Origin of the sequence: Vibrio variabilis (genome assembly GCF_003263785.1) — a bacterium.
GTDB classification, from domain to species: domain Bacteria; phylum Pseudomonadota; class Gammaproteobacteria; order Enterobacterales; family Vibrionaceae; genus Vibrio; species Vibrio variabilis.
The window spans coordinates 82617-105398 of the sequence record NZ_JYJK01000130.1; the positions used below are offsets into that span (position 1 = coordinate 82617).

The 22782-nt window shown below is 47.0% G+C and carries 12 protein-coding genes and 5 pseudogenes; 7 read left to right on the plus strand and 10 right to left on the minus strand.

Annotated elements, in window-relative coordinates; translation table 11 throughout:
- Nucleotides 1-13: 13 nt before the first annotated feature.
- Nucleotides 14-1198: an NnrS family protein gene (locus TZ48_RS21740; protein ID WP_112480690.1), complete on the minus strand. Its 1185-nt coding sequence runs from the start codon at nucleotides 1196-1198 to the stop codon at nucleotides 14-16.
- Nucleotides 1199-1544: 346 nt separating this feature from the next.
- Here TZ48_RS21740 and TZ48_RS21745 point away from each other — a divergent pair, with 346 nt between their 5' ends.
- Nucleotides 1545-2888 (plus strand): MATE family efflux transporter, encoded by a 1344-nt coding sequence (locus TZ48_RS21745; protein WP_112480692.1) that lies wholly within the window; start codon nucleotides 1545-1547, stop codon nucleotides 2886-2888.
- Between the two features lie 56 nt (nucleotides 2889-2944).
- Here the strand turns inward: TZ48_RS21745 and TZ48_RS21750 are convergent, their stop codons facing one another.
- Complete coding sequence (locus tag TZ48_RS21750) at nucleotides 2945-3889, minus strand: LysR family transcriptional regulator (RefSeq protein WP_112480694.1); 945 nt, start codon at nucleotides 3887-3889, stop codon at nucleotides 2945-2947.
- A gap of 147 nt (nucleotides 3890-4036) precedes the next feature.
- Between TZ48_RS21750 and chrA the strand changes: the two are divergent.
- The 3 genes and pseudogenes from chrA to TZ48_RS21765 all read left to right on the plus strand — a co-directional run bounded on the left by chrA (nucleotide 4037) and on the right by TZ48_RS21765 (nucleotide 8470).
- Nucleotides 4037-5202 (plus strand): annotated as a pseudogene (gene chrA, locus TZ48_RS21755) (chromate efflux transporter).
- 221 nt (nucleotides 5203-5423) lie between these two features.
- Nucleotides 5424-6557: an HD domain-containing phosphohydrolase gene (locus TZ48_RS21760; RefSeq protein WP_112480696.1), complete on the plus strand. Its 1134-nt coding sequence runs from the start codon at nucleotides 5424-5426 to the stop codon at nucleotides 6555-6557.
- Nucleotides 6558-6781: 224 nt separating this feature from the next.
- Nucleotides 6782-8470: an AMP-binding protein gene (locus TZ48_RS21765; protein WP_112480698.1), complete on the plus strand. Its 1689-nt coding sequence runs from the start codon at nucleotides 6782-6784 to the stop codon at nucleotides 8468-8470.
- A 42-nt stretch (nucleotides 8471-8512) separates the two neighbouring features.
- Here TZ48_RS21765 and TZ48_RS21770 read toward each other — a convergent pair whose 3' ends face one another.
- On the minus strand, nucleotides 8513-8722 hold the full coding sequence (locus tag TZ48_RS21770; RefSeq protein WP_112480700.1) for a DUF1127 domain-containing protein: 210 nt from the start codon (nucleotides 8720-8722) through the stop codon (nucleotides 8513-8515).
- Nucleotides 8723-8813: 91 nt separating this feature from the next.
- Between TZ48_RS21770 and TZ48_RS21775 the strand changes: the two are divergent.
- A pseudogene (locus tag TZ48_RS21775) lies at nucleotides 8814-9760 on the plus strand (LysR substrate-binding domain-containing protein).
- Nucleotides 9761-9829: 69 nt separating this feature from the next.
- On the opposite strand, the gene fusA reads toward TZ48_RS21775, so the two are convergent.
- Complete coding sequence (gene fusA / locus TZ48_RS21780; RefSeq protein WP_112480702.1) at nucleotides 9830-11911, minus strand: elongation factor G; 2082 nt, start codon at nucleotides 11909-11911, stop codon at nucleotides 9830-9832.
- Between the two features lie 292 nt (nucleotides 11912-12203).
- Nucleotides 12204-13582: pseudogene (gene radA / locus TZ48_RS21785) on the minus strand (DNA repair protein RadA).
- Nucleotides 13583-13836: 254 nt separating this feature from the next.
- On the opposite strand from radA, the pseudogene TZ48_RS21790 reads away from it, so the two are divergent.
- A pseudogene (locus tag TZ48_RS21790) lies at nucleotides 13837-16181 on the plus strand (PilZ domain-containing protein).
- Nucleotides 16182-16259: 78 nt separating this feature from the next.
- Here the strand turns inward: TZ48_RS21790 and serB are convergent.
- Nucleotides 16260-17228 carry a phosphoserine phosphatase gene (gene serB, locus TZ48_RS21795; protein WP_112480704.1) on the minus strand — a complete coding sequence of 323 codons (969 nt, stop codon included), beginning with the start codon at nucleotides 17226-17228 and terminating at the stop codon, nucleotides 16260-16262.
- Between the two features lie 107 nt (nucleotides 17229-17335).
- Here serB and TZ48_RS21800 point away from each other — a divergent pair, with 107 nt between their 5' ends.
- Entirely contained in the window at nucleotides 17336-17938 is a 603-nt protein-coding gene (locus TZ48_RS21800; RefSeq protein ID WP_112480706.1) for a YtjB family periplasmic protein, read from the plus strand.
- Between the two features lie 82 nt (nucleotides 17939-18020).
- On the opposite strand, the gene deoD is transcribed toward TZ48_RS21800, so the two are convergent.
- The 4 genes and pseudogenes from deoD to deoC form a co-directional block, all read right to left on the minus strand.
- The gene (gene deoD, locus TZ48_RS21805; RefSeq protein ID WP_042496627.1) at nucleotides 18021-18740 is read right to left on the minus strand and encodes a purine-nucleoside phosphorylase; all 720 of its coding nucleotides are present in this window, start codon (nucleotides 18738-18740) and stop codon (nucleotides 18021-18023) included.
- Nucleotides 18741-18816: 76 nt separating this feature from the next.
- Nucleotides 18817-20037 carry a phosphopentomutase gene (locus tag TZ48_RS21810; protein ID WP_112480708.1) on the minus strand — a complete coding sequence of 407 codons (1221 nt, stop codon included), beginning with the start codon at nucleotides 20035-20037 and terminating at the stop codon, nucleotides 18817-18819.
- Nucleotides 20038-20052: 15 nt separating this feature from the next.
- Complete coding sequence (gene deoA / locus TZ48_RS21815) at nucleotides 20053-21387, minus strand: thymidine phosphorylase (protein ID WP_112480710.1); 1335 nt, start codon at nucleotides 21385-21387, stop codon at nucleotides 20053-20055.
- A 155-nt stretch (nucleotides 21388-21542) separates the two neighbouring features.
- Nucleotides 21543-22318, minus strand: a pseudogene (gene deoC / locus TZ48_RS21820) (deoxyribose-phosphate aldolase).
- Nucleotides 22319-22782 lie beyond the last annotated feature (464 nt).

The window sequence follows — 22782 nt, forward strand, 5'->3', positions numbered from 1 at the left end:
TTGTGTCTGCAGCTTACCCCGGATGCCCATCCACCCTTGGCATTACGAGCATTTTCCCAAAATAGAAGACATACATGGCAAACGCCAATGTCCAGAGACCCGCACTTACATCGACAAGAATAAACATATGCTCTGGCCATAAGGCTACGCCAACACTGCGTATCACTGCCGCTACAATCACGGCAACAAAAGCAATCGACATATTCGGGCCTTTATATATGGCTCGGCCTGTGTGTCCCATCGTTACTCGGCTTATCATCGCAAGCACTACACCACCCAGAGCACCAACCGCAAAGAGATGCAACATTGCATGCGACGCAAATGCGTTGGAGAGCAACCCGCGACTTAACAAGCTTAACGGCAAACAGAGATACGTCAGCATCAATGACCACACTAGCGGCTCAGAAAGCGTCAACCAAGGTTTCCATCGAGCCCAACGAGCCGACTGGGCGACACCGGCGAAAAGCATCAAGGGTTGACCCAAGGTCGCAAAAGAAAGCGGGAAAAAGCTCAATACAAACAGAGCCAGCAAAGGCAAGGTTGCCGCCCACTCCAACCATGCAATAGGCTGAGGCTTATCATACTGAAAACGGCGAGCAGCAAAGAAGGGGATCACTCGGCCGCCCATTATCGACAGCAATAAGGTAAACCACCACAACATCGCTTGCCATACTGCACTTGAGCTAAATGGAGGCATGCCTTTGATCGTCGCGTAACTGGCAAAGTTAGCAAAAATCGCCAACATAAACAGCGGGACAAAAAACAGGTTACGCCAACCTTTTGCTCGATAGACTCTAAAGCCGACTTCATAGGCCACCAATGCGATGAATAGTGATTCAATTGATGAGATGAGCCACAGAGGCGTTGGCGTCCAAAACAGCACCCTGGTGATCGTCCAAAGCGCCACCAACAACAGCAGTCGGTAATGTTTGGTGCCGTACACGCCTGTCCAAGTCTGCACGGCAGTGAGTACAAAACCAACCACAATCGCCATCGAAAAACCAAAAATCATTTCATGAGCATGCCACCACAAGGCAGGCACCGCCAATGCGGTCGGCTGGCCATGCTGGAACATTACGACCCAAGCTACAACTGCAAATACCGCGTAGATGCTTCCAAATAAGAAAAAAGGACGAAACCCTAAACGAAGCCACGCAGGAATGGCTTCTTCTGCCTTTTTATCAACGATGTTAATCATACCAATTACTCAATAAATCTAATCTTGTTGACCAAAGCACAAAATGTACCAATTTAAAAAACTATAATTATCAACCAAGTAAACGATATTGAGCCCAAAAAAGAGTCCAATTGACTTGCACTAAAATAACGTCATTTTGACTTACATGAGTTTAATATGACTTAGCTAAATCCGCCGACACTATTGGAATCTCACGGCGTACGCTTTTGGTGGAACAAAATTCGCTCTTTCACAGACAATAATTTCAAACTCAGTTTTTGCTGTGATTATTGTGTTGTGTTTATAGCCATTGAGAGTAAACTTGCCGCCCATTTAACCAAAACCACAACAAGACTAGGTGAATACAATGTCGAACCGTGCTTCAGCGCTCAGTAATAGAATGAACATCGTTGCGCTGACGTGGCCTATTTTTATCGAGGTATTACTCCGCACAGCCCTTAATACTACCGACGTCTTCATGCTAAGTGGCTACTCCGATCAAGCGGTGTCTGCGGTGGGTGTGATCACTCAGATCAGCTTTTTCCTCATAGTGATCTCTATGATGGTTAGCAGCGGCACCGGGATCTTGATTGCTCAGTACAATGGCGCCTCTAAATTCGCAGAGGCTGCGCAAACGGGTGTCGCGAGTATTCTTCTCGCACTGGTTGTTGGCTCTGGACTGAGTTTAGCGCTGTTTTTTGGTGCTGAGCATTTCATCGCCCTATTTGGTCTAGAAGCACAAGTTGCCGCCTTTGGTTACGACTATCTGATCATCAGTGGTTCGATGACCTTTAACGTGACGCTTGGTATCGTACTGACGACCATTCTTAGAAGCCATGGGTATTCTCGGTCACCTATGATGATCAACCTGGTCGCTGGTGTGATTAATATCGCGGGTAACTATGTCGCCTTGTATCAACCGTTTGGACTACCTGTATTTGGCGTGAAAGGTGTCGCGATTGCTACAGTAGTGAGTCAACTGATTGGCACTTTGCTGATGATTGCTATGGTTCGAGCGAAGAAAATCGAGCTACCTTTCGACGCATGGCGTGCTATCCCAACTCAGCTATATAAAAAGATCATGAAGATTGGCGTCATGAACGCTGGCGAAGTGCTTTCTTATAATCTGGCACAAATGACCATTGTTTACTTTGTGGTGCAAATGGGCACGGCATCACTTGCTGCATTTACATACGCACAGAACATCACTCGTGTCTCGTTCGCTTTTTCCTTGGCACTTGGTCAGGCAGGGCAAATCCAAACCAGCTACTTCATAGGTAAAGGCTGGGTTGATGATATTCTCCATCGAGTACAGAAGTACTATCTTGTCGGCCTTGCTGCATCGACTGGCATCGTGGTGAGTTTGTTTATCTTCCGTTATCCATTGATTGATCTCTTCACCCAAGATCCCGAGATTGCTGCCTTGGTTGCACTATTGATCGGTGGCTCTATTTTTGTTGAATCAGGCCGCGTCTCTAACCTAATTTTTATCGCGGCCCTCAAAGGCGCAGGCGATATTAAGTTTCCGGTTCAAATGGGTATTTTAAGCATGTGGGGCGTTGCCGTTGTGTTCGCCTACCTGCTTGGTATTCACTGGGGCTACGGCATACTTGGCGCTTGGATAGCGATTGGTATGGATGAGTGGCTGCGTGGAATAGTGATGATCCGTCGCTGGCGCTCTAAAGTTTGGACACGATTTGCGCTAACCTAGACCTACTGCACCTCTTAGCCCCCTCCAAGACGACGCTCGAGCTGTCATAGCTCGAGCTACAAATTACTTTCTCGTATCGAGCGAAGTATGGACTCATACAAGGCCTCTTTAAGCCACTTGGCCTTATCGTTAAGCTGAGACTGCTTTGGCCAAATAAGGGAAATATCAAAATCCGGCACTGGAACTGGGGGAGGCACAGCACTGAGTTGCGATTGCATCAAACTGATTTGAGCCATTTTTTCTGGAACGATGGCAAACATCGCTCGTCCACTAACAAGCCGACCAATCGTAAGAAAGTTGCGCGATACCGCAGTGACTGAGCGACTCAGCCCGACAGCATCCAAGTGCTTGTCCACATTACTTGAGAACGCGCCTTCTGGGCTCACCAAGCAGTGAGGTAAGGAGACGAAGGTTTCAATATCAACCCGTTCAATATTCACCATAGACGGGTCATATATGCAGACATGTTTCTCGGTATACAACTTTTGGCTCGCAAACTGCTCATCAAGTTCAGGGATGCTACCAATGATCATGTCTAGGCTTTCCTGTTCACTGAGATGCTTGTAGCTGTTTCGATTCACATTGACAAAGCTGACCCTTGAATGAGGCGCATCGGACAAGATAGCATCGTAAATCACGGGTCCGAAAATAAACTCGGCATAATCGGTCAAACCAATTTTACACACCCCTCGATACTCATTGGGATCGAACTCGATGCTCGGTAGCACCTTATATTCAACCAGATTGAGGATTTGCTCTACAGCCGGAAACAACTCACTCGCCCGCTCTGTTGGCACCATTTGATGCCCTTTGCGCTCAAACAACCTATCGCCACACAATTCACGCAGTTTTGCCAAGCTATGACTCATCGCAGACTGACTGACGAAGCATTTTTGCGCAGCGAGAGACACACTTCGTGTCTGATACAGCCGATAAAACACAATCAGCAAGTTGAGATCTATCCGTTTCCAGTCCAGCCTTTCTTGTCCCATTTTATTCATAGTAGGTATCAAAATTATCGATTTGAATCATTATAGTTCGGGTTCTACTATCGGTACCAACTGAAAATTTGATTATCAACTGGGTATATTGTGTCTACTCAACCTTCTGCTGCGCACAACGACGCGCATGACAACGAGCAATCATCACTGTTTGCTATCTTCAAAATCTTTTTCGGCCTTGGCTGGGTAAGCTTTGGTGGACCTGCGGCGCACATTGGCTATTTTCGCAATACCTTTGTTGAAAAGCTCGGTTGGCTTAGTGATGAAGAGTACGCTCAGATAGTTGCTTGAGTCAGTTCCTCCCAGGGCCTGGCTCGAGTCAGGTTGGTTTTGCCGTGGGGTATCAACGCGCTGGTCTAGGTGGTGGCATCATGGCCTTTTTGGGCTTCACTTTACCTTCAGTGATACTTATGTTGCTTTTAGCCATACTAAGTAGCCAATTCACTGAATCCAGTTATTTTCAAAATGTCGTGCACGGCTTGAAGTTACTGGCAGTACTTGTGGTAGCCGATGCGGCATGGGGTATGTACAAGAATTTCTGTAAATCTCCGCTCACGGTCACTTTATGTATTGGTACCGCCATTACTCTAATGCTATTTCAAAGCGTGGCAAGCCAAGTGTTGGTACTCGTGATTGCTGCAGCTATTGGCGTGCGCTATCTCGCAAATGGCAATGTTACTAACGACAAACCAGTCTCTACCACGCGTTCATTCTCATGGCTGCCACTGGCAAGCTTTTTTGTGTTATTGCTTGCTCTCCCCCTCGTTGGCGCATACTCACCATCGGTACAACTGTTTTCCGATTTTTATCAAGCCGGTAGCCTAGTGTTTGGCGGCGGACATGTGGTTCTGCCACTGTTGCAAAACATTGTAGGCAACCAATTGACGCAAGATGCATTTTTAACTGGGTATGCTGCCGCTCAAGCCGTTCCAGGTCCAATGTTTACCTTTGCTACCTATATCGGTTATGAGCTTTTGCCGTCAGCGCCTCTGCTCGGAGCCATCATTGCTACTCTTGGCGTTTTTGTACCAGGCTTTTTACTGCTTGTTGGCGTGCTGAAAAACTGGCAACAACTGGCTGCCATTCCTTCTGTCTCTGGTGCATTGGTTGGCGTTAATGCTGCTGTGGTGGGACTGCTTCTGTGTGCTCTGTATCAACCCGTGTTTACTAGCGCGGTCATCACACCGCTCGATCTCTGCTGGGTGCTATTAGGTGCACTATTGATGAAACAGTTTAAGTTACCGATCGTTTGGATGGTCATCTACTTTGCTGCCGCCGGATTTATGGCGCCGAGCATTGCAAACTTAATCTAAATCAAAGTTATAGTGGATTACTGCTGTGATAGCTCGCAACCTATTTAAAGCGTTTCTACACTAATTATTGGGGCAAGTGCCCCTGTAATACTTGCAATAAAAGGGTTAATGGTAACAAAAGACAATTAATGACTCGATTCACCTAAGACATGCACGCTCCATCAGAGTACACACCACTCGATATGCCTCCATGACAAAGGGTGATATTCAGGAGGTGAGTTATGGATAGCACAAAACTGGGTCAATCTCTGCATACGAGCTCAAATGCCGGCACTATTGGAGAAGCGATTAAACACACCCATCGCGACATCTCTCATCAAGCTCCTGAAATTGTAAGAGTGGCTTTTGCCAGTTACGACGATGTGCAAGGCGCACTGAAAACTTTTGCGCACAGCACAGAGCTTGGCGACCCACTACTTCATTACAGTGCGCCGATCAACAGTCAGTCCTCTCTCGGTAAAAGCATTACTCGCCAACAAGCGCGAGTGCTCAATGACATCCCGTCAACCGTAACCAGTGCTAGTAGCCATTCACATTGGTTGCTCGAACAAGGTTACCAATCGTCGTTAACGCAGCCTGTTTTCGATGATGGTCAATTTCTTGGCATGCTGTTCTACGACGCCACTCAACCACACTACTTTGACTCAGCGACCCGAGAAGAAATCATCACCCACTCTGCACCACTGATCGAAGTGATTACCCATCAACGTCGCTGCGTCAACGCGATGACAGATTTGGGACATGTAGTGAGACGCACCAACTTTGAGCACCAAGATGAGAGCTTAGATCATGCCTACCGGGTTGGTCAGTATGCCCATATTATCGGCACCGAGCTTGCACAGTTGTATCAACTGGACGATGAAACTTTGGATCATATCGTGCAGTTTGCCCAGTTGCATGATATTGGAAAATACTCAGCACTTAGCACCTCCTCGCAAAGCCTATGGCTTGAAGATTGGGGAAATCACTTACAGTTGACCGCTCAAATCCAGCACGGTTTAAACCTAGTTAATGATTTGGCACGACAAATCCATGAGCAGCAACACACCTGCGTGCAATTGCTCCGAGAGATCATACAGTATCATCATGAATATTTAGATGGCAGCGGTGCTCCAAAAGGTTTGCGCCACGCTGATATACCAGTGTCAGCTCGCATTGTTACGGTTGCTAACATTTTTGATGCTCTAACTAGTCACCGCTATTACAGTGAATCTTGGTCATTGACTCACGCCCTACTTGAGCTTGAAAAAATGGTGGCCATGGGCAAGCTTGATGGTAATTGTGTACAAGCACTACGAGCCCAGCAAGACGCTGTCAGGCTTGTGATGCAGTCTGTTCACGTACCAAGAGTTTGACACTCATTTGAGCGCAAGTGATCCTTTAGCTTGCGCTCGATTTTGAAGCGACGCCTCATTAACAGATCTGAGTTTTTACTCAAATTATGTGCTAAAGGCCTCATTTATCAGTCACTCCCTTCTTGCAGTCCCTAATCACAGTGACTAGTATTGTACTGTTAACAATCAATTAACATAACTACAACTATAAAATCTATCGTTCTACACGTAAACGGAGTTCAAGAATGATACAGCCTAATAACGAAACGACTACTTCAAGCTGTACCCTACCGCCGCCCAACGAAATGATCCTAAAGTGGGCGCATGAAAAGCCAAATGAGGTTTACCTTAAACAGATCATAAACCGTGAGTTCGTCGAATTTACTTATGCTGAGGTTGCCGATAAAGCGCTAAGACTCGTCAGCGCACTACGTTCATTGGGTGTGCAACCGGGTGACAAAGTAGCACTGATATCGAAAAACTGCGCCGAATGGTTTATCTGTGATCTCGCCATGATGCTTGGCGATTATGTCAGCGTGCCCATTTTCCCAACTGCAGGTGCTGACACCATTGAGTACTGTTTGACACACAGTGAGAGTAAAGTGCTCATCGCCGGTAAACTTGACGATCCAGCAGCGACTAGTGAAGTCATTGGAGGTATGGACTCACTGATTACGATCTCGCTCCCTTACGACACCGCACCAAGCTGCCAGCATAGCTTCACACAGCTCGTGGCTGACCATCAGCCAAGTGAAGAGCGCCCTGTACACTATGACGATAAACTGATGTCTTTAGTTTATACCTCTGGTACATCTGGTTTGCCAAAAGGCGCGATGCTCACCTATGGCGCGTTCAACTGGTCAGTGCAAAGATTGATTGATCACATAGGCATAGAAGCCAACGACCGTCTGTTCTCATACCTACCGCTCGCCCATATTACCGAGCGAGTATACATCTTCGGCTCATCCGTTATGGGCGGGGTTCCAACTGCCTTCCCAGAATCACTGGATACCTTTATTGAAGATGTGAAGATGCAGCGTCCAACGCTATTCATCTCAGTGCCGAGATTATGGAACTTATTCCAACAACGAATCCAAGACAAGTTGCCACAGAAGAAGCTCAACATCTTGTTGAAGATCCCGTTTGTAAACTCACTCATCAAGAAAAAACTCGCTGATGGCCTAGGTTTGGACCAAGCCCGCGTACTTGGCTGTGGCTCAGCACCGGTTTCACCGGCTCTACTTGAGTGGTATCACAGCGTCGGCCTTAACATTACTGAAGCTTGGGGGATGACAGAGTCGTTTGCCTACAGCACGATTAACCATCCATTTAGAGCAGACAAAATTGGTACCGTAGGTAATGCAGGACCGGGCATTGAACTGAAGATTGCTGACGATGATGAGATCATGGTGCGCAGTCAGGGCATGTTCTCCGGCTACTATAAAAATGACATCGCGACACAAGAGTCTTTCGACAATGATGGTTGGCTGCACACGGGTGATATTGGTGTTATCGATAGCGATGGCTACTTAACCATTCGCGGTCGTAAAAAAGATACCTTTAAAACGGCAAAAGGTAAGTTTGTTGCTCCAGTACCTATTGAGAACAAACTCGCTGAATACAGTCGCGTCGAGATGATGTGTCTTATTGGCCTTGGTCTACCCGCTCCTATCTTGCTGGTTGTGCCTCATGATTTCCCTAACTTTGACCGTGAGCGTTATGCACGTACCGCAGAGCGTGTTATTAAGCGCATGAACCAAGAGCTTGAGTCACATGCGCAAATCAAGGGTGTATTGATGGTTAAAGAGCCGTGGAGCATTGAAAACGGCTTGCTAACGCCAACGCTCAAGATTAAACGCCACCTTCTAGAGCAGAAGTACCACGAAGTTGGTCAGAACTGGCCAAAAGGTCAACTGGTGGTATGGGAAGAGTAATCACTCTTTAATCCAAAATAGGCGACCTCAGGGTCGCCTATTTTATTTCCAGAAAGGTCTACGACTCTCTTGTTTCGCTTCATAAGGAGTGATTCCGATATCATCAAGCAGCCGATCTGACATCTCTGCAAGCGCTTTTCGAGTTCTGTAGTTTTGATGCCAAGTTCTAACTACAGTTAAGATATTCTTTCTTAGCTGAAGTCCATCATTTTCCTGCTCTACACATTCGAGCTTCGTAATAGTTCTGTCCATTTGTTTTCCCTCCGTCTTTTCGTATAATTTTTGTGCACACAGAGAAAACTGACAAACGATCTATCCTGTCATTGAGTTAAGGAAAACTTAAGTGAAAGATAAACTCCCTCCACTCCAAGGGCTGTATTATTTCTATCAGGCCGCAAAGCTTGGTAGCTTCAAAGATGCAGCAGCAACGCTGTATGTCTCAGCAGCGGCAATCAGCCAACAGATACGCCAACTAGAAGAGCAGCTTGGTTGTGAGCTGTTTTATCGACAGCATAGAAAAGTCATGCATACTGCCGAGGGACATTCGCTTTTTAAGGAGCTAAGTCAGGGCTTTGAACATATTCTTCGCGGCGTTCAGAGCATTCATAACGACGCAGAGCCCAACCGACTCTCTATCTCCACCCTTCCCTCTTTTGCTCAGCATTGGTTAGTGCCTAGAATTCAGAGCTTTCGTGAACAGCATCCAGAGCTTAGCCTGCTGCTTGAGCCCAATAATAAGCTGGTGACTTTTCAAGATGACTCGGTGGATATCTGTATTCGCTACGGTGAGGGGCAATACCCAGATGTCGAGAGCCGGCTTTTGATGGAGGACATTATCTATCCTGTTTGCCATCCTCTATATCAACAGCAGTATGGTATCCATACGATTCATGATCTGCATAAAGCCGACTTGATTGAAGATACCTGGCCGGATATGGATTGGAGTTTATGGCTCAATCATGTCGGCGCGCCGATTGGCACGCGAACGCTTCAATATAATGGAGCACACTTTGTGGTAGAGGGGCATTGGCTGTGCAGGGTGTTGGGTTGATTAAACACAGCCTCGCCTACAGGTACATCAAAGAGGGGACATTAGTTCGTATCGGTGACTTCGCGTTAAAGCCTAGATTCGCCTACTACCTATGTGCGCCGGCAAATCACTTCAACCGCCCTAAAATCCAAACCTTTTTATCTTGGCTTAACCAAGAAGTGGATGAGTTTAAGCGCTGTGATATGTCGCACCTCTCTGTTATCGAAACCGACTACGTTCTAAGGCCAAACTCACTGTAGAACCTTAAAATTAGGCGATAAAAAAACCCGCCAAAAGGCGGGTTTTTACTATCTGAAGTCAAAGACCAATTACTTGTTGTCTTCTTTCGCTTTAGCGATAACTTCTTCAGCAACGTTTGCTGGACATGGTGCGTAGTGTTCGAACTCCATAGAGAACTGACCACGACCAGATGTGATAGTACGTAGGTGACCGATGTAGCCAAACATTTCTGATAGAGGAACGTTAGCTTTAATACGAACACCAGTAGTACCAGCTTGCTGGTCTTTGATCATACCACGACGACGGTTAAGGTCACCGATTACATCACCAACGTGATCTTCTGGAGTGAACACGTCAACGTGCATGATTGGCTCAAGAAGCTGTGCACCAGCTTTTGGCATAGACTGACGGAATGCACCTTTCGCTGCGATTTCGTAAGCGATTGCCGAAGAGTCAACTGCGTGGAATGAACCGTCGAATAGCTCAACTTCAACGTCTAGCGTTGGGAAGCCAGCTAGAACACCGTTGTCCATCATAGCTTCGAAGCCTTTCTCAACTGCTGGCCAGAATTCCTTAGGAACGTTACCACCAACAACTGAAGAAGAGAACGTGAAGCCAGAGTTTGGCTCACCTGGTTTGATACGGTAGTCGATTTTCGCGAACTGACCAGAACCACCAGACTGCTTCTTGTGCGTGTAGCTATCTTCAACTGCTTGAGTGATAGTTTCACGGTAAGCTACCTGTGGAGCACCTACTTCTAGCTCAACGCCGTAAGTACGCTTAAGGATGTCTACCTTGATGTCTAGGTGAAGTTCACCCATACCTTTCAGGATAGTTTCACCTGAATCTTCATCAGTCTCAACTTGGAAAGATGGATCTTCTGCAACCATCTTACCGATAGCGATACCCATCTTCTCAGTAGAACCTTTGTCCTTCGGAGAAACAGCGATAGAGATTACTGGTTCTGGGAAGATCATAGCTTCTAGAGTACATTCGTGCTTAGGATCACATAGAGTGTGACCAGTTTGAACGTTCTTCATACCTACTACAGCGATGATGTCACCAGCTTGTGCTTCAGTAAGTTCGTTACGCTCGTCAGCCTGCATCTCACACATACGACCGATACGCTCAGTCTTACCAGTTGCAGAGTTAAGGATAGTGTCACCCTTCTTCATGCGGCCTGAGTAGATACGGATGAACGTTAGTGCACCGAAACGGTCGTCCATGATTTTGAACGCAAGTGCTTTTAGTGGCGCATCAGCGTCAACTGTAGCAACTTCACCAGTTGGCTCACCAGTTTCTGGATCTGTTAGAGGCTGAGGATCAACTTCAGTTGGAGCTGGTAGGTAATCTACAACAGCGTCAAGAACTAGTTGAACACCCTTGTTCTTAAATGCAGAACCACAGAATGTTGGGAAGAACGCTAGGTCACGAGTACCTTTACGGATACAACGCTTAAGGTCTTCGATAGAAGGCTCTTCACCTTCCATGTACGCTTCCATTAGGTCGTCGTCTTGCTCTACAGCAGTCTCAACTAGCTCTTCACGGTAAGCTTCTAGATCGTCAACCATGTCAGCTGGAACGTCTTGGATTTCGTAGTTTTCTGGAAGACCAGAATCATCCCAAACGTAAGCTTTACGGTTTAGTACGTCTACAACACCAACGAAATCGTCTTCACGACCGATAGGCAGAGTCATTACTAGTGGGTTAGCGCCAAGAACGTTCTTAACTTGGTCAACAACGTTGAAGAAGTCTGCACCCATACGGTCTAGTTTGTTAACGAAGATCAGACGAGATACTTCTGATTCGTTCGCGTAACGCCAGTTTGTTTCTGACTGAGGCTCAACACCACCAGAACCACAGAATACACCGATACCGCCGTCTAGTACTTTAAGTGAACGATATACTTCAACTGTGAAGTCAACGTGTCCCGGAGTATCGATAACGTTTAGGCGGTGGCCATTCCACTCACAAGTTACCGCAGCAGACTGGATTGTGATACCACGCTCAGCTTCCTGCTCCATGAAGTCAGTTGTAGACTCACCGTCGTGTACTTCACCAGTTTTGTGGATTTTACCAGTAAGCTTAAGGATACGCTCAGTGGTGGTAGTTTTACCCGCATCAACGTGCGCGAAAATACCAATGTTTCTGTACTTTGATAAATCTGCCATTGTCTTACTCTGTTTATAAGGTATAAATTGCGCGCAGAGTATATCACAATCTGTAAAGACCGATACCTCTGCGTGCATGTGTATTAAAAAAAAGTTATCCGAACCCGACTCGATAGCACGCTACCTTGGGAGAAATGCTCTCTCAAGGCTTATGTCATCAAGCTTCAACGGATTTGGGTGTTGTTACCAGATCGCAGTTAATTTTAGCTGCTCTTGGTGATTTTTCGATGTCATTTCGCAAAATCGTACTTTTGTTGGCGGTATTCTACCTGAAATTGAGCAAAAGCCACCATTAAAGTTCATCAAATGCTGAAATTGCTTCTGAAAGCTTCTTCACGCCATGGATCTGCATACCTTCAATGCCGCCTTTTGGCATATTGGCCGCGGGAACAATCGCTTTTTTGAAGCCGTGCTTAAATGCTTCCATTAATCGTTCTTGACCACTTGGTACTGGACGAATTTCGCCGGCAAGTCCCACCTCACCAAACACAACCACATCTTTCGGTAGAGGACGATCTCTAAAGCTTGAAAGCAATGCCATAACCAAAGCAAGATCGGCGCTGGTTTCAGTTACTTTCACGCCGCCCACCACATTGACGAACACATCTTGATCCGCCATTTGCAGTCCGCCGTGCTTGTGCAGAACCGCGAGTAATAACGACAAACGGTTTTGCTCAAGCCCTACAGCGACTCGGCGTGGGTTCGCTAATTGGCTATAATCCACCAGCGCTTGGATCTCAACCAGCAGCGGACGAGTCCCCTCCCAAACCACCATCACCGAACTACCCGACGTTTCTTCTTCACCACGAGATAGGAAGATGGCCGATGGGTTGCTGACTTCTTTTAAGCCCTGACCTGTCATTGCAAAGACACCCAGTTCGTTCACTGCGCCGAATCGGTTCTTGTGACTGCGAAGCGTTCTAAAGCGGCTATCGGTGCCACCATCAAGAAGTACCGAACAGTCAATAATGTGCTCGAGCACTTTAGGCCCCGCCAAGGTTCCATCTTTAGTTACGTGGCCAACAATGAAAATCGCCACATTGTTTTGTTTCGCATAGCGCGTTAATGCCGTCGCCGATTCGCGAACTTGAGCCACGCTACCAGGAGAAGACTGAACATCAGCAACATGCATTACCTGAATCGAGTCGATAACCATCAGCTTTGGCTGCTCTTTTTCAGCGATTTGGCAAATACGATCTACATTGGTTTCAGAGAGCATTTTTAGATGCTCTTTGGGCAGTCCTAAGCGAGAAGCTCGCATCGCAACCTGCTGAAGCGACTCCTCACCCGTGACATACAGCGTCGGCATTTGCGAAGACAACCAACACATCGCTTGCAAGAGCAGCGTCGACTTACCCGCACCAGGTTACCACCAATCAGAATCGCAGCGCCTGGCACAACGCCACCACCTAATACCCTATCTAGCTCTTTGAAGCCACTGGTAAAGCGTGGCACCTCTTGCAGGTCAATCTCAGACAGAGTTTGAATCGTCGATTCGTTTGCACCACCAGCATAGCCCGTTAGTCGCTCGTTGCGCGCGACTTGAGGCGATGCTGCTAAACGCACCTCACTGATCGTATTCCAACTGCCACAAGCATTGCATTGCCCCTGCCAGCGTGGGAAATCTGCGCCACAATCGTTACACACATAAGCTCTTTTCGCTTTTGCCATAATTTGAACTAACCTACTTACTCTGGTGCTCTAAATGCACTGGTTTGCATTAATTATTGATTAATCTATTAGTTTTGAGCTTCCAAACGCTCAAAGTATTGTCAAGATATGACAATACACAAAGAATAAGGTGAAAGAATACCTTATCTTTCTTGTACATACCGTTAAGGTTTTCGGCATGGTAGCGATATAGGGCACTACGCTGTACTTATTTTGATGACATCCATCATCACAGGGACACTTTAACAAAACTCATGCAGCAAACTGAAATACTTTCCATTGCAGAGCGCTTGATCTCAGCCTATCACGCAGAAGACTTCGAGCTGGTGCTGAATCAAGTCACCGAAGGTGAATCTCCTTCTACCAAGTTATTGGTAAAAATGGAGCTCAACCGTCTTATGGCACCTTGCCACAAGCGTATAGACTTACGTGGCCGCGTATCGACTAACTGCCACGAATACAAATTAGACGGACTGTCTCACTGGCTCGACGATCGTGCATTTAATTCCTATCATCATCTAACCCGAAAATATGGGGGTTATACCGAAGGTGTATGGGAGCTTTTAGTCGATAAAAAGACCCTCAGTAACCTTGGTGATGAACAGCGCAATGCCCATCGAGGCGACCTCACCGATCCACAGAGCCCCTATGCTGCAAGCCCTATTAACTTAGGGTATGACTTAAAACGTAAAGAATGCCGATTAAAAGTGGAATCGCAAGTTTCCATAAGCCTAGAAAATGGTGAAACCATCATTGGTCTCAGTGTCGATCTATCGAGTTCCGGAGCCAAGTTTAAAGTCCCCGGCACCTTTGACTATGATTTGGGCCAGATCATCAGTGTCAGTTTCGATGAGCTTGCCGAAACCAGTCAACTTAAAGAAATCACCAAGCCGATCGAGTATCGCGTTCTCGCGTCGATGGACTGCATGGCGTCTCGCCAGTGAAATACCTACGTACTTTGAGACTGACTCGAACTAACGCGGTTGAGCTTGTCGTTAACAAGATGCTCAATACTGAGTCCAAAAAAGTTCGCCACGACAATCAAGATCGTATTACTCGTGCCCGCACTCGCGGTTTTGAACACACCTATCTTAAGCACGCTTGCAATCTACCGCTGTTTTTCAGTGGCAATGATCTTAAGGTCGCCCTGCTTACCGAAAACAACCAAGACATTTGGCGGTATTGGAATGACGAGCGTAACCAGCAATCACTGGCCTCTTTATTCTCTACCGAACGTATGGAAATGTTGGTAAAAGCCGGAATTAAAGGTTGTAGCAACGTTCTTTACACCTTTACCCATGAGCACAACGGCATGAAGCTGTTTTACTCAATGATGATGCCAGAAGCCGAGCGTCAAGAGCGACAACTGTTCTGGCATGTGGGTGGACGACGCGCTAGCTGGCGCGCATTCCGCCTTTCGGTGTTTGAACTTTCCACCGACGATATGCTGACGATTTCGAAACATTACGGCGAACTGGTTGGGCACGATGAAAAACTCACCCACTTTGGCATACTGCAAGAAATCAGTGACGATAACTCTGCCAGTGACTACCTATTTACCGAAAAGCCGCGTTTAGCAACGAGCTCCCTGAACCGATTTAGACACCCACGAAACGTTAAATCTCAGCCACGCGGTCTTTATTTTGATGCCAAATCGCGCCGCAAAGAGCCTAGGTACCAGTTTCGTTCGCCATTAGTGATGACGACGCCGGAAGGTAACACTATATCTGGTGCCACTGTAGACTTGTCGAAGCATGGCGCCAGCATCCAGCTCAGCGAGCCACTCAGCGTTCCTTCCGGTTCGATCATCTCTGTCGACTACCTAGAGCTAAAGCGATACAACCAACGTATTCCACTCAACCAAGTGCCGTATGAAGTCGTTCGCTTGTCGACCGATCGCAAGACGGCGCATCTAAAGATCGTCGAGTCCGGTAAGACCGTCAAAACCATCGCATTTTTTCGCGGCATTATTGAAAGCAATCAGGACAAACTGGTCGCTCAACAAGAAATATTGCCAAGCTCATCGTTGCTTGAGGCGCTGCATAATGTGTTACTTGGAAAGATGGTCTCGACACCCGTTTACGTTGATAAACGAGGCACCTCAGTAAAATGTCGTTCGGTCGGGGTCAACTTCCCTCTTCCCGGTTACTTACAATTTTTCGAACGCATTGGCCACGAGCAAAAGCTGGCGCTCGAGCCAATCTTCAAAGGTCGCAGTAATTCGCTACTCGCTGAGCCATTCAAACGCAAGCCAGGAGCTAAGCCTGTCGCATTCGAGCTATACATTGGTGTCCTCAAGCTTGGAGATAGGATCCAATCGATTCACACCAAACTTCGCGATGAATTTGAATCCACTCAACAACGGATTACCTTTATAAAAGATGCGCTAAATATGGGTGAACTCTATATTCTGCGGGTTACTTCAGGCCCCGTATATGATGCGTTGACCACTCTGATGAAAAAAGACATCAATGAGCTATTGTCATTGAGTCTCAGTCATGCACGAAATCTCGAAAATGAAATGACCGCCATTATTGGCTATTGCGAATTAGTGGATATCACAGAAGAAGTGTTGATTCGTTTAGAAATGAATAGCTAACCGTAAAGCCTTTAATCACTCACGAAGAACGGCCCTTACGAGGGCCGTTTTCATACTCACAACTAGAAAAGCGCAAGCCTACCAGCCGATTTTTTTCTGCCTTGCTAATAGCCCCGACAGAATACAAACAATCCCACCCAAACCGGCATGCTTAATCGCAACCTGCGCCTGTGCTTCTACTTTTGGTTTCGCGTGATAAGCGATACCAAGTCCAGCAGCGCCCATCATCACTAAGTCATTGGCACCATCTCCAACCGCGATAGTGTTATGTGCTTCAACATCATACTCTTCCGCCAGCTCTAGCAAAATATCCGCTTTAGTTTGTGCGGAGACCACATCACCTACGACTTCGCCTAATAGCTTGCCATCTTTGATTGCCAGTGTATTAGACTGGGCAAAATCCAAGTTCAACATCTCTTTTAGGTGATCCGAGAAATACGTGAAGCCACCAGAGGCAATCGCCGTCTTCCAGCCATAGCTTTGCAGCGTTTTGATCATCTCTTGCAGCTCAGGCATCAATGGTAGCGATTCACGAACCTCAGCCAAAATCGACTCATCGGCGCCTTTTAGCGCGGCAACACGTTGACGTAAGCTTTGCTCAAAGTCCAGCTCACCCTGCATGGCGCGCTCTGTTACCTCAGACACCTGTTTACCCACGCCAGCGAGTATCGCAATCTCGTCAATACACTCGATTTGAATCGCAGTCGAGTCCATATCTAGCACGATAACGCCTGGTTTATTGAGATCGGGGACATCACACAAGCGCGCGTAATCGACATTCAACTCATCCAATATTTGGCTATGCTCGGTGGTTAAGTTGCCTTCCATCAGCGCAACCTCATAACGACCGACTTGCCAAATATCTAAAATACGCGTGGTTTCTCCAACGTAAAAGTCCAAATCGTTGAACACGTCTGTCGACAGGTACGGTGCGTACACAATCCATCTTGCAGTGCGTCGCTCTAAAGAATGAGCGAGAAGCGTCTCTGGGAATCGTTGTTTAAGTGGAATACGCTTACTGATTGAAAGCGGCTTAATAGCATCCATGGCTAATCCTTCCTTTAAATGTGCTCCCAAAACGTTACCTATTGCAATTTAGTTGTGCAAGCATCAATATGAACCAATTCGTCATTTCTTAGTACTTTTGCACTTTTATGGATGGTTCACTGTTTTCATTTAGAAACTTTTTACGCTTAGTCGCGCTTTGTCTAATTGGTGCCATGGTGTTTTTTATCACCACCAACAGTGTGCTGATTAGTAAAGGCAACGAGCGTATTCAAGCCAATCAGCTCGAAGTTCTCTCCAAAGTGCTGATTTCTCAGGCCTCACAATCGGCCAGACAAATGCTGATAGACCAAGATCAAGAGCGACTTGGTGCTCTGACCAACCAGCTTGCTAGCGAGCGTTTAGTACTTGATGCGACTGTCTATGATTCAGAAGGAGTCAAAGTCGCTGCCAGTGATACCGCAAAAACCGTTCGTGATGTATTGGGACTCGACACGCCACTGTCCACGGCTAGTATTGGCCGCCAACAACTCGTCGAGCCAATCATTAATGACCACACCATCATTGGCTTCGTGCGCATAACCTTTGAGACTGGCAAAGTGACCGCTATCTCTGATCACCACTACCGCAAGAGTGATCGCTTTATGTACATGATGATCTTAATGAGTTTCTTATGTGGCTTACTGTTGGTCGTACTACTTCGTAGACAGCCAAAGGACAAAGGCGAAAACCTGTTGCTTAAGCAGCCGTAGAGAATACTTTAGCCAAAACCTTAACCACAACTAAAAAAGCCTCGCAATCGCGAGGCTTTGTCTATTCAGGTAGAGCGCTAAATTACTCAGCGTCACCCAGAAGAACAGAGTCTAGAGCAATTTCCATCATTTCGTTGAACGTAGTTGCACGCTCATCAGATGTGGTTTGCTCACCGGTTTTAATGTGATCTGAAACCGTACAGATAGCCAGAGCTTTCGCACCGTATTCTGCTGCAACACCGTAGATACCCGCTGCTTCCATTTCCACACCAACAATGCCGTATTTGTCCATTACGTCGAACATTTCTGGATCTGGCGTGTAGAACAGTTCTGCTGAGAACAGGTTACCCACTTTTACGTCGATACCACGTGCCTTTGCTGCTTCTTCCGCGTTTTTAACCATTTTATAGTCAGCGATTGCTGCAAAGTCATGGTTCTTGAAGCGAATACGGTTCACTTTTGAATCGGTACATGCACCCATACCGATCACAACGTCGCGTACTTTAATGTCTTCGTTTACCGCGCCACAGCTGCCCACACGGATGATCTTCTTCACACCAAAGTCTTTGATAAGTTCAGTCACATAGATTGAGCACGAAGGAATACCCATGCCGTGACCCATTACTGAGATACGACGACCTTTGTAAGTGCCTGTGTAACCGTACATATTACGAACATCACACACTTGTACAGCGTCATCTAAGAAGGTATCCGCGATGTATTTTGCACGTAGTGGGTCACCCGGCATCAATACTACGTCAGCAAAATCACCCATTTCCGCGTTAATGTGAGGAGTTGCCATTATTTTTTCCTTTATGTTGTTCGTGTAAATTTTAGGATTGGAGCAAGAGACGGCTGAGCTGCTCAGCCGCTATTAATTATAGGAAGTTCTTCCCGTAATCCATTGAGGATGTACCAAAGTAGCTTGCAAGGCTTTGACCAATATCAGCAAAGCTGTCACGAAGCCCCAAAGAACCTGCTGGAACTTTCTGACCGTAGACGATAACAGGAATATGCTCACGAGTATGGTCAGTACCCTGCCATGTTGGATCGCAGCCGTGGTCAGCTGTCAGGATCAATACGTCATCTTCTTGCATCAGTTCAATCACTTCATGAATACGAGAATCGAAGTACTCTAGCGCCGCAGCATAACCCGCTACATCACGGCGGTGACCGTATGCAGAGTCAAAGTCTACAAAGTTGGTGAATACGATGGTGTTATCACCCGCTTTTTGGATTTGCTCTTTCGTCGCTTCGAAAAGCGCAGGGATGCCGGTTGCTTTCACTTTCTGAGTGATACCGCAGTTAGCGTAGATATCCGCAATCTTACCGATGGAGACCACTTGACCTTGCTTCTCTTCAACAAGCTTAGACAGCACAGTCGGCGCTGGCGGCTCAACAGACAGGTCACGACGGTTACCCGTACGCTCAAATTGACCTTTACCTGCACCGATAAATGGACGCGCAATAACACGGCCAATGTTGTAATCCTCTAGCTCTTCACGTGCAATTTGGCAAAGCTCTAGTAGGCGCTCAAGACCGAACGTCTCTTCATGACACGCGATTTGGAATACCGAATCTGCAGAGGTATAGAAGATAGGTTGACCTGTCTTCATGTGCTCTTCACCTAGGTCATCCAATACTTGCGTACCTGATGCGTGGCAGTTACCGAGGAAGCCATCAAGGCCTGCACGCTCTAGAATGCGGTCAGTCAGCTCTTTCGGGAAGCTGTTCTCTTTGTCAGTGAAGTAGCCCCAATCAAACAGAACCGGAACACCGGCAATTTCCCAGTGACCTGACGGAGTATCTTTACCAGAAGATAGCTCAGCCGCGTGACCGTAAGCGCCAATGATCTCAACGTCGTCACGAAGACCCAAAGCTAGCTTACCTGTTGACTCTTTATGAGCCATCGCTAGACCTAACTTAGATAGGTTTGGTAGCTTCAATTCGCCGCTGCGCTGCTCATTGTCCGCCAGACCTTTCGCGCACTGCTCTGCAATGTGACCCAGAGTGTCTGAGCCGACATCACCAAATTTGTCCGCATCCGCGGTCGCGCCAATGCCAAAAGAATCCAACACTAAAATAAATGCACGTTTCATAACTTCTCTCCGTCCTTATGCCAAGTCTTCCGCACGAATATGGCGGTACACACAAGGAGTTTCTGTATAAGGTTCATCTGAGACCGTAATCGCCGCTTTCAGCGCATTTGCCGCCTCTTGCCACTGAGCTTCATTGCGAGCATGGATCATCGCAAGTGGCTTGTCTTGGTTTGCTGTTTCGCCAAGTCTAATGAACTGGTCGAAACCAACTGCGTAATCGATAGAATCGGTAGCGACACGGCGACCGCCGCCCATACCGACTACAGCCATACCGATTGCGCGTGTATCCATAGCAGAAACGATGCCTTCAGCGTCCGCAAACACCGGTTTGATGATTTCTGCTTTTTCTAAGTAGTTGTCGTAGTTTTCAACAAAATCCGCTGGGCCGCCAAGACCTTTGACCATTTTGCCAAAACACTCAGCCGCTTTGCCGTTATCAAGCACTTCGTTAAGCATAGCTTCTGCTTGATCTGTATCTTGTGCAAGCTTAGCCAATACCAACATCTCACTACACAGCGCCATCGTCACTGCGTACAAACGTGGGTTACGATATTCACCGGTTAAGAACTGCACCGCTTCACGTACTTCTACCGCATTACCTGCAGACGATGCCAGTACCTGGTTCATATCGGTCAAGATAGCCGTCGTTTTAGTGCCTGCACCGTTAGCCACAGCAACAATAGAGTTCGCTAACTCTTCCGATGCTTCATAGGTTGGCATAAACGCGCCTGAACCCACTTTGACATCCATAACCAGAGATTCTAGGCCTGCGGCAAGCTTCTTCGACAAGATAGACGCCGTGATAAGTGAAATGTTATCCACTGTCGCAGTAATATCGCGAGTCGCGTAAACGCGCTTATCTGCTGGTGCAAGATCGCCAGTTTGGCCAATGATGGCCACGCCCGCTTCTTTGGTCACTTCACCAAACACATCGTTAGTTGGCGTAATGTTATAACCCGGAATAGATTCCAGTTTATCCAACGTACCACCGGTGTGGCCAAGACCACGACCAGAAATCATAGGTACAAAACCACCGCAAGCGGCAATCATAGGGCCAAGCATTAGCGAGGTCACATCACCCACACCACCAGTTGAGTGCTTATCGACAATCGGACCGCCAAAATTCATATGGCTCCAGTCGATAACCATGCCAGAGTCACGCATGGCACACGTCAGTGCAATACGCTCTGGCATGGTCATTTCATTGAAGAAGATGGTCATCGCAAAGGCTGCAATTTGACCTTCCGATACCGTGTCTTTCGCAACACCTTGAATGAAGAAGTTGATCTCTTCCGCGCTTAGTTCATGACCGTCGCGTTTTTTACGAATAATTTCTTGAGGTAAATACATTAGTGCCTCCACAGCGAAGTGCTGAAGTACAGAATAAGTGTAGGGTAGAAGTTGCGGGGGAGCTGGGCTGGGCGCGGCTTCCTCCCATAAGCCTTCCTCTACAAAGAGGAAGGCTAGGAAGATCAATCCACGAAACCTAAATCCCGCAAAGTAACTTAGTAAGCGCTTGGATCCGCCGTCTCGTCAGTGACTTCTAATGTATTCAGTAGGTTGGTCAGTAGGTTGATGCACCAAAGCGGTAGTGCATGTTGTCTGCCCAGTCTGCGCCTAGGATTTCGTCTGCCATTGCAAGGTAAGCAGCAGCATCTTCCGCAGTACGCACGCCACCAGCTGGTTTGAAACCAACGGTTTTAGCAACGTCCATATCACGAATCACTTCTAGCATCATGCGAGCGTATTCTGGCGTCGCGTTAACTGGCACTTTACCTGTAGAGGTTTTAATGAAGTCAGCGCCTGCTTTGATACAGATTTCTGATGCTTTCTTGATCAGTGCTTCTTCTTTTAGCTCACCGGTTTCAATGATCACTTTCAGAAGAATATCGCCACACGCTTGTTTACACTGTTTCACAAGCTCAAAGCCGACTTCTTCATTGCCAGCGATAAGTGCGCGGTATGGGAACACTACGTCGACTTCGTCTGCGCCGTATGCCACTGCAGCTTTGGTTTCTGCTACAGCAATTTCGATGTCGTCGTTGCCGTGTGGGAAGTTAGTTACCGTCGCGATACGTACTTCTGGCGTACCTTGCTCACGAAGGGTTTTCTTAGCAATAGGAATAAAGCGAGGGTAAATACAGATCGCTGCTGTGTTGCCCACAGCGGTTTTCGCGTCTTGACATAGTGCGATCACTTTCTCGTTCGTGTCGTCGTCATTTAGCGTGGTTAGATCCATAAGTTTAAGTGCACGTAGAGCTGCTGATTTTAAATCGCTCATTTCTATCTCCGGTCAATATATTCAATTAATTATCTGACAAACACGTCAGCAATAAATGAACGGACTTGGTTCCTTGAAGACTCGGCTTGGCAAACTATGCTGCCTGACCAATTGCTATCCTTGTCACCGCACAGTACCTGCTCGTTTACATCACCTTATTCCAAACTGTGGTGAGAACTGGCTCTGGCTGTTCAACTCATCGGTGTTGAAGTTGGGTGCGTTTCCTTGAACCCCACTCGCTGAGTTACTGAGTAGCCTATACAGTATAGGAGCGATATCTAAAACGGTAGTACTGATTAAAACGCAAACGGTTTGTATCTCAAAAAAGTTCCGTTGTCTATTCAAACCCCAGAGTCCTATCTGGGTGGCTGGAAGGTTCACACCTCCAAATAACAAAAAAGCCCCGCAGCAATCTCTTGCTACGGGGCGATTTATAATGGCGTCTATAGTCTGTTTAACCTAAC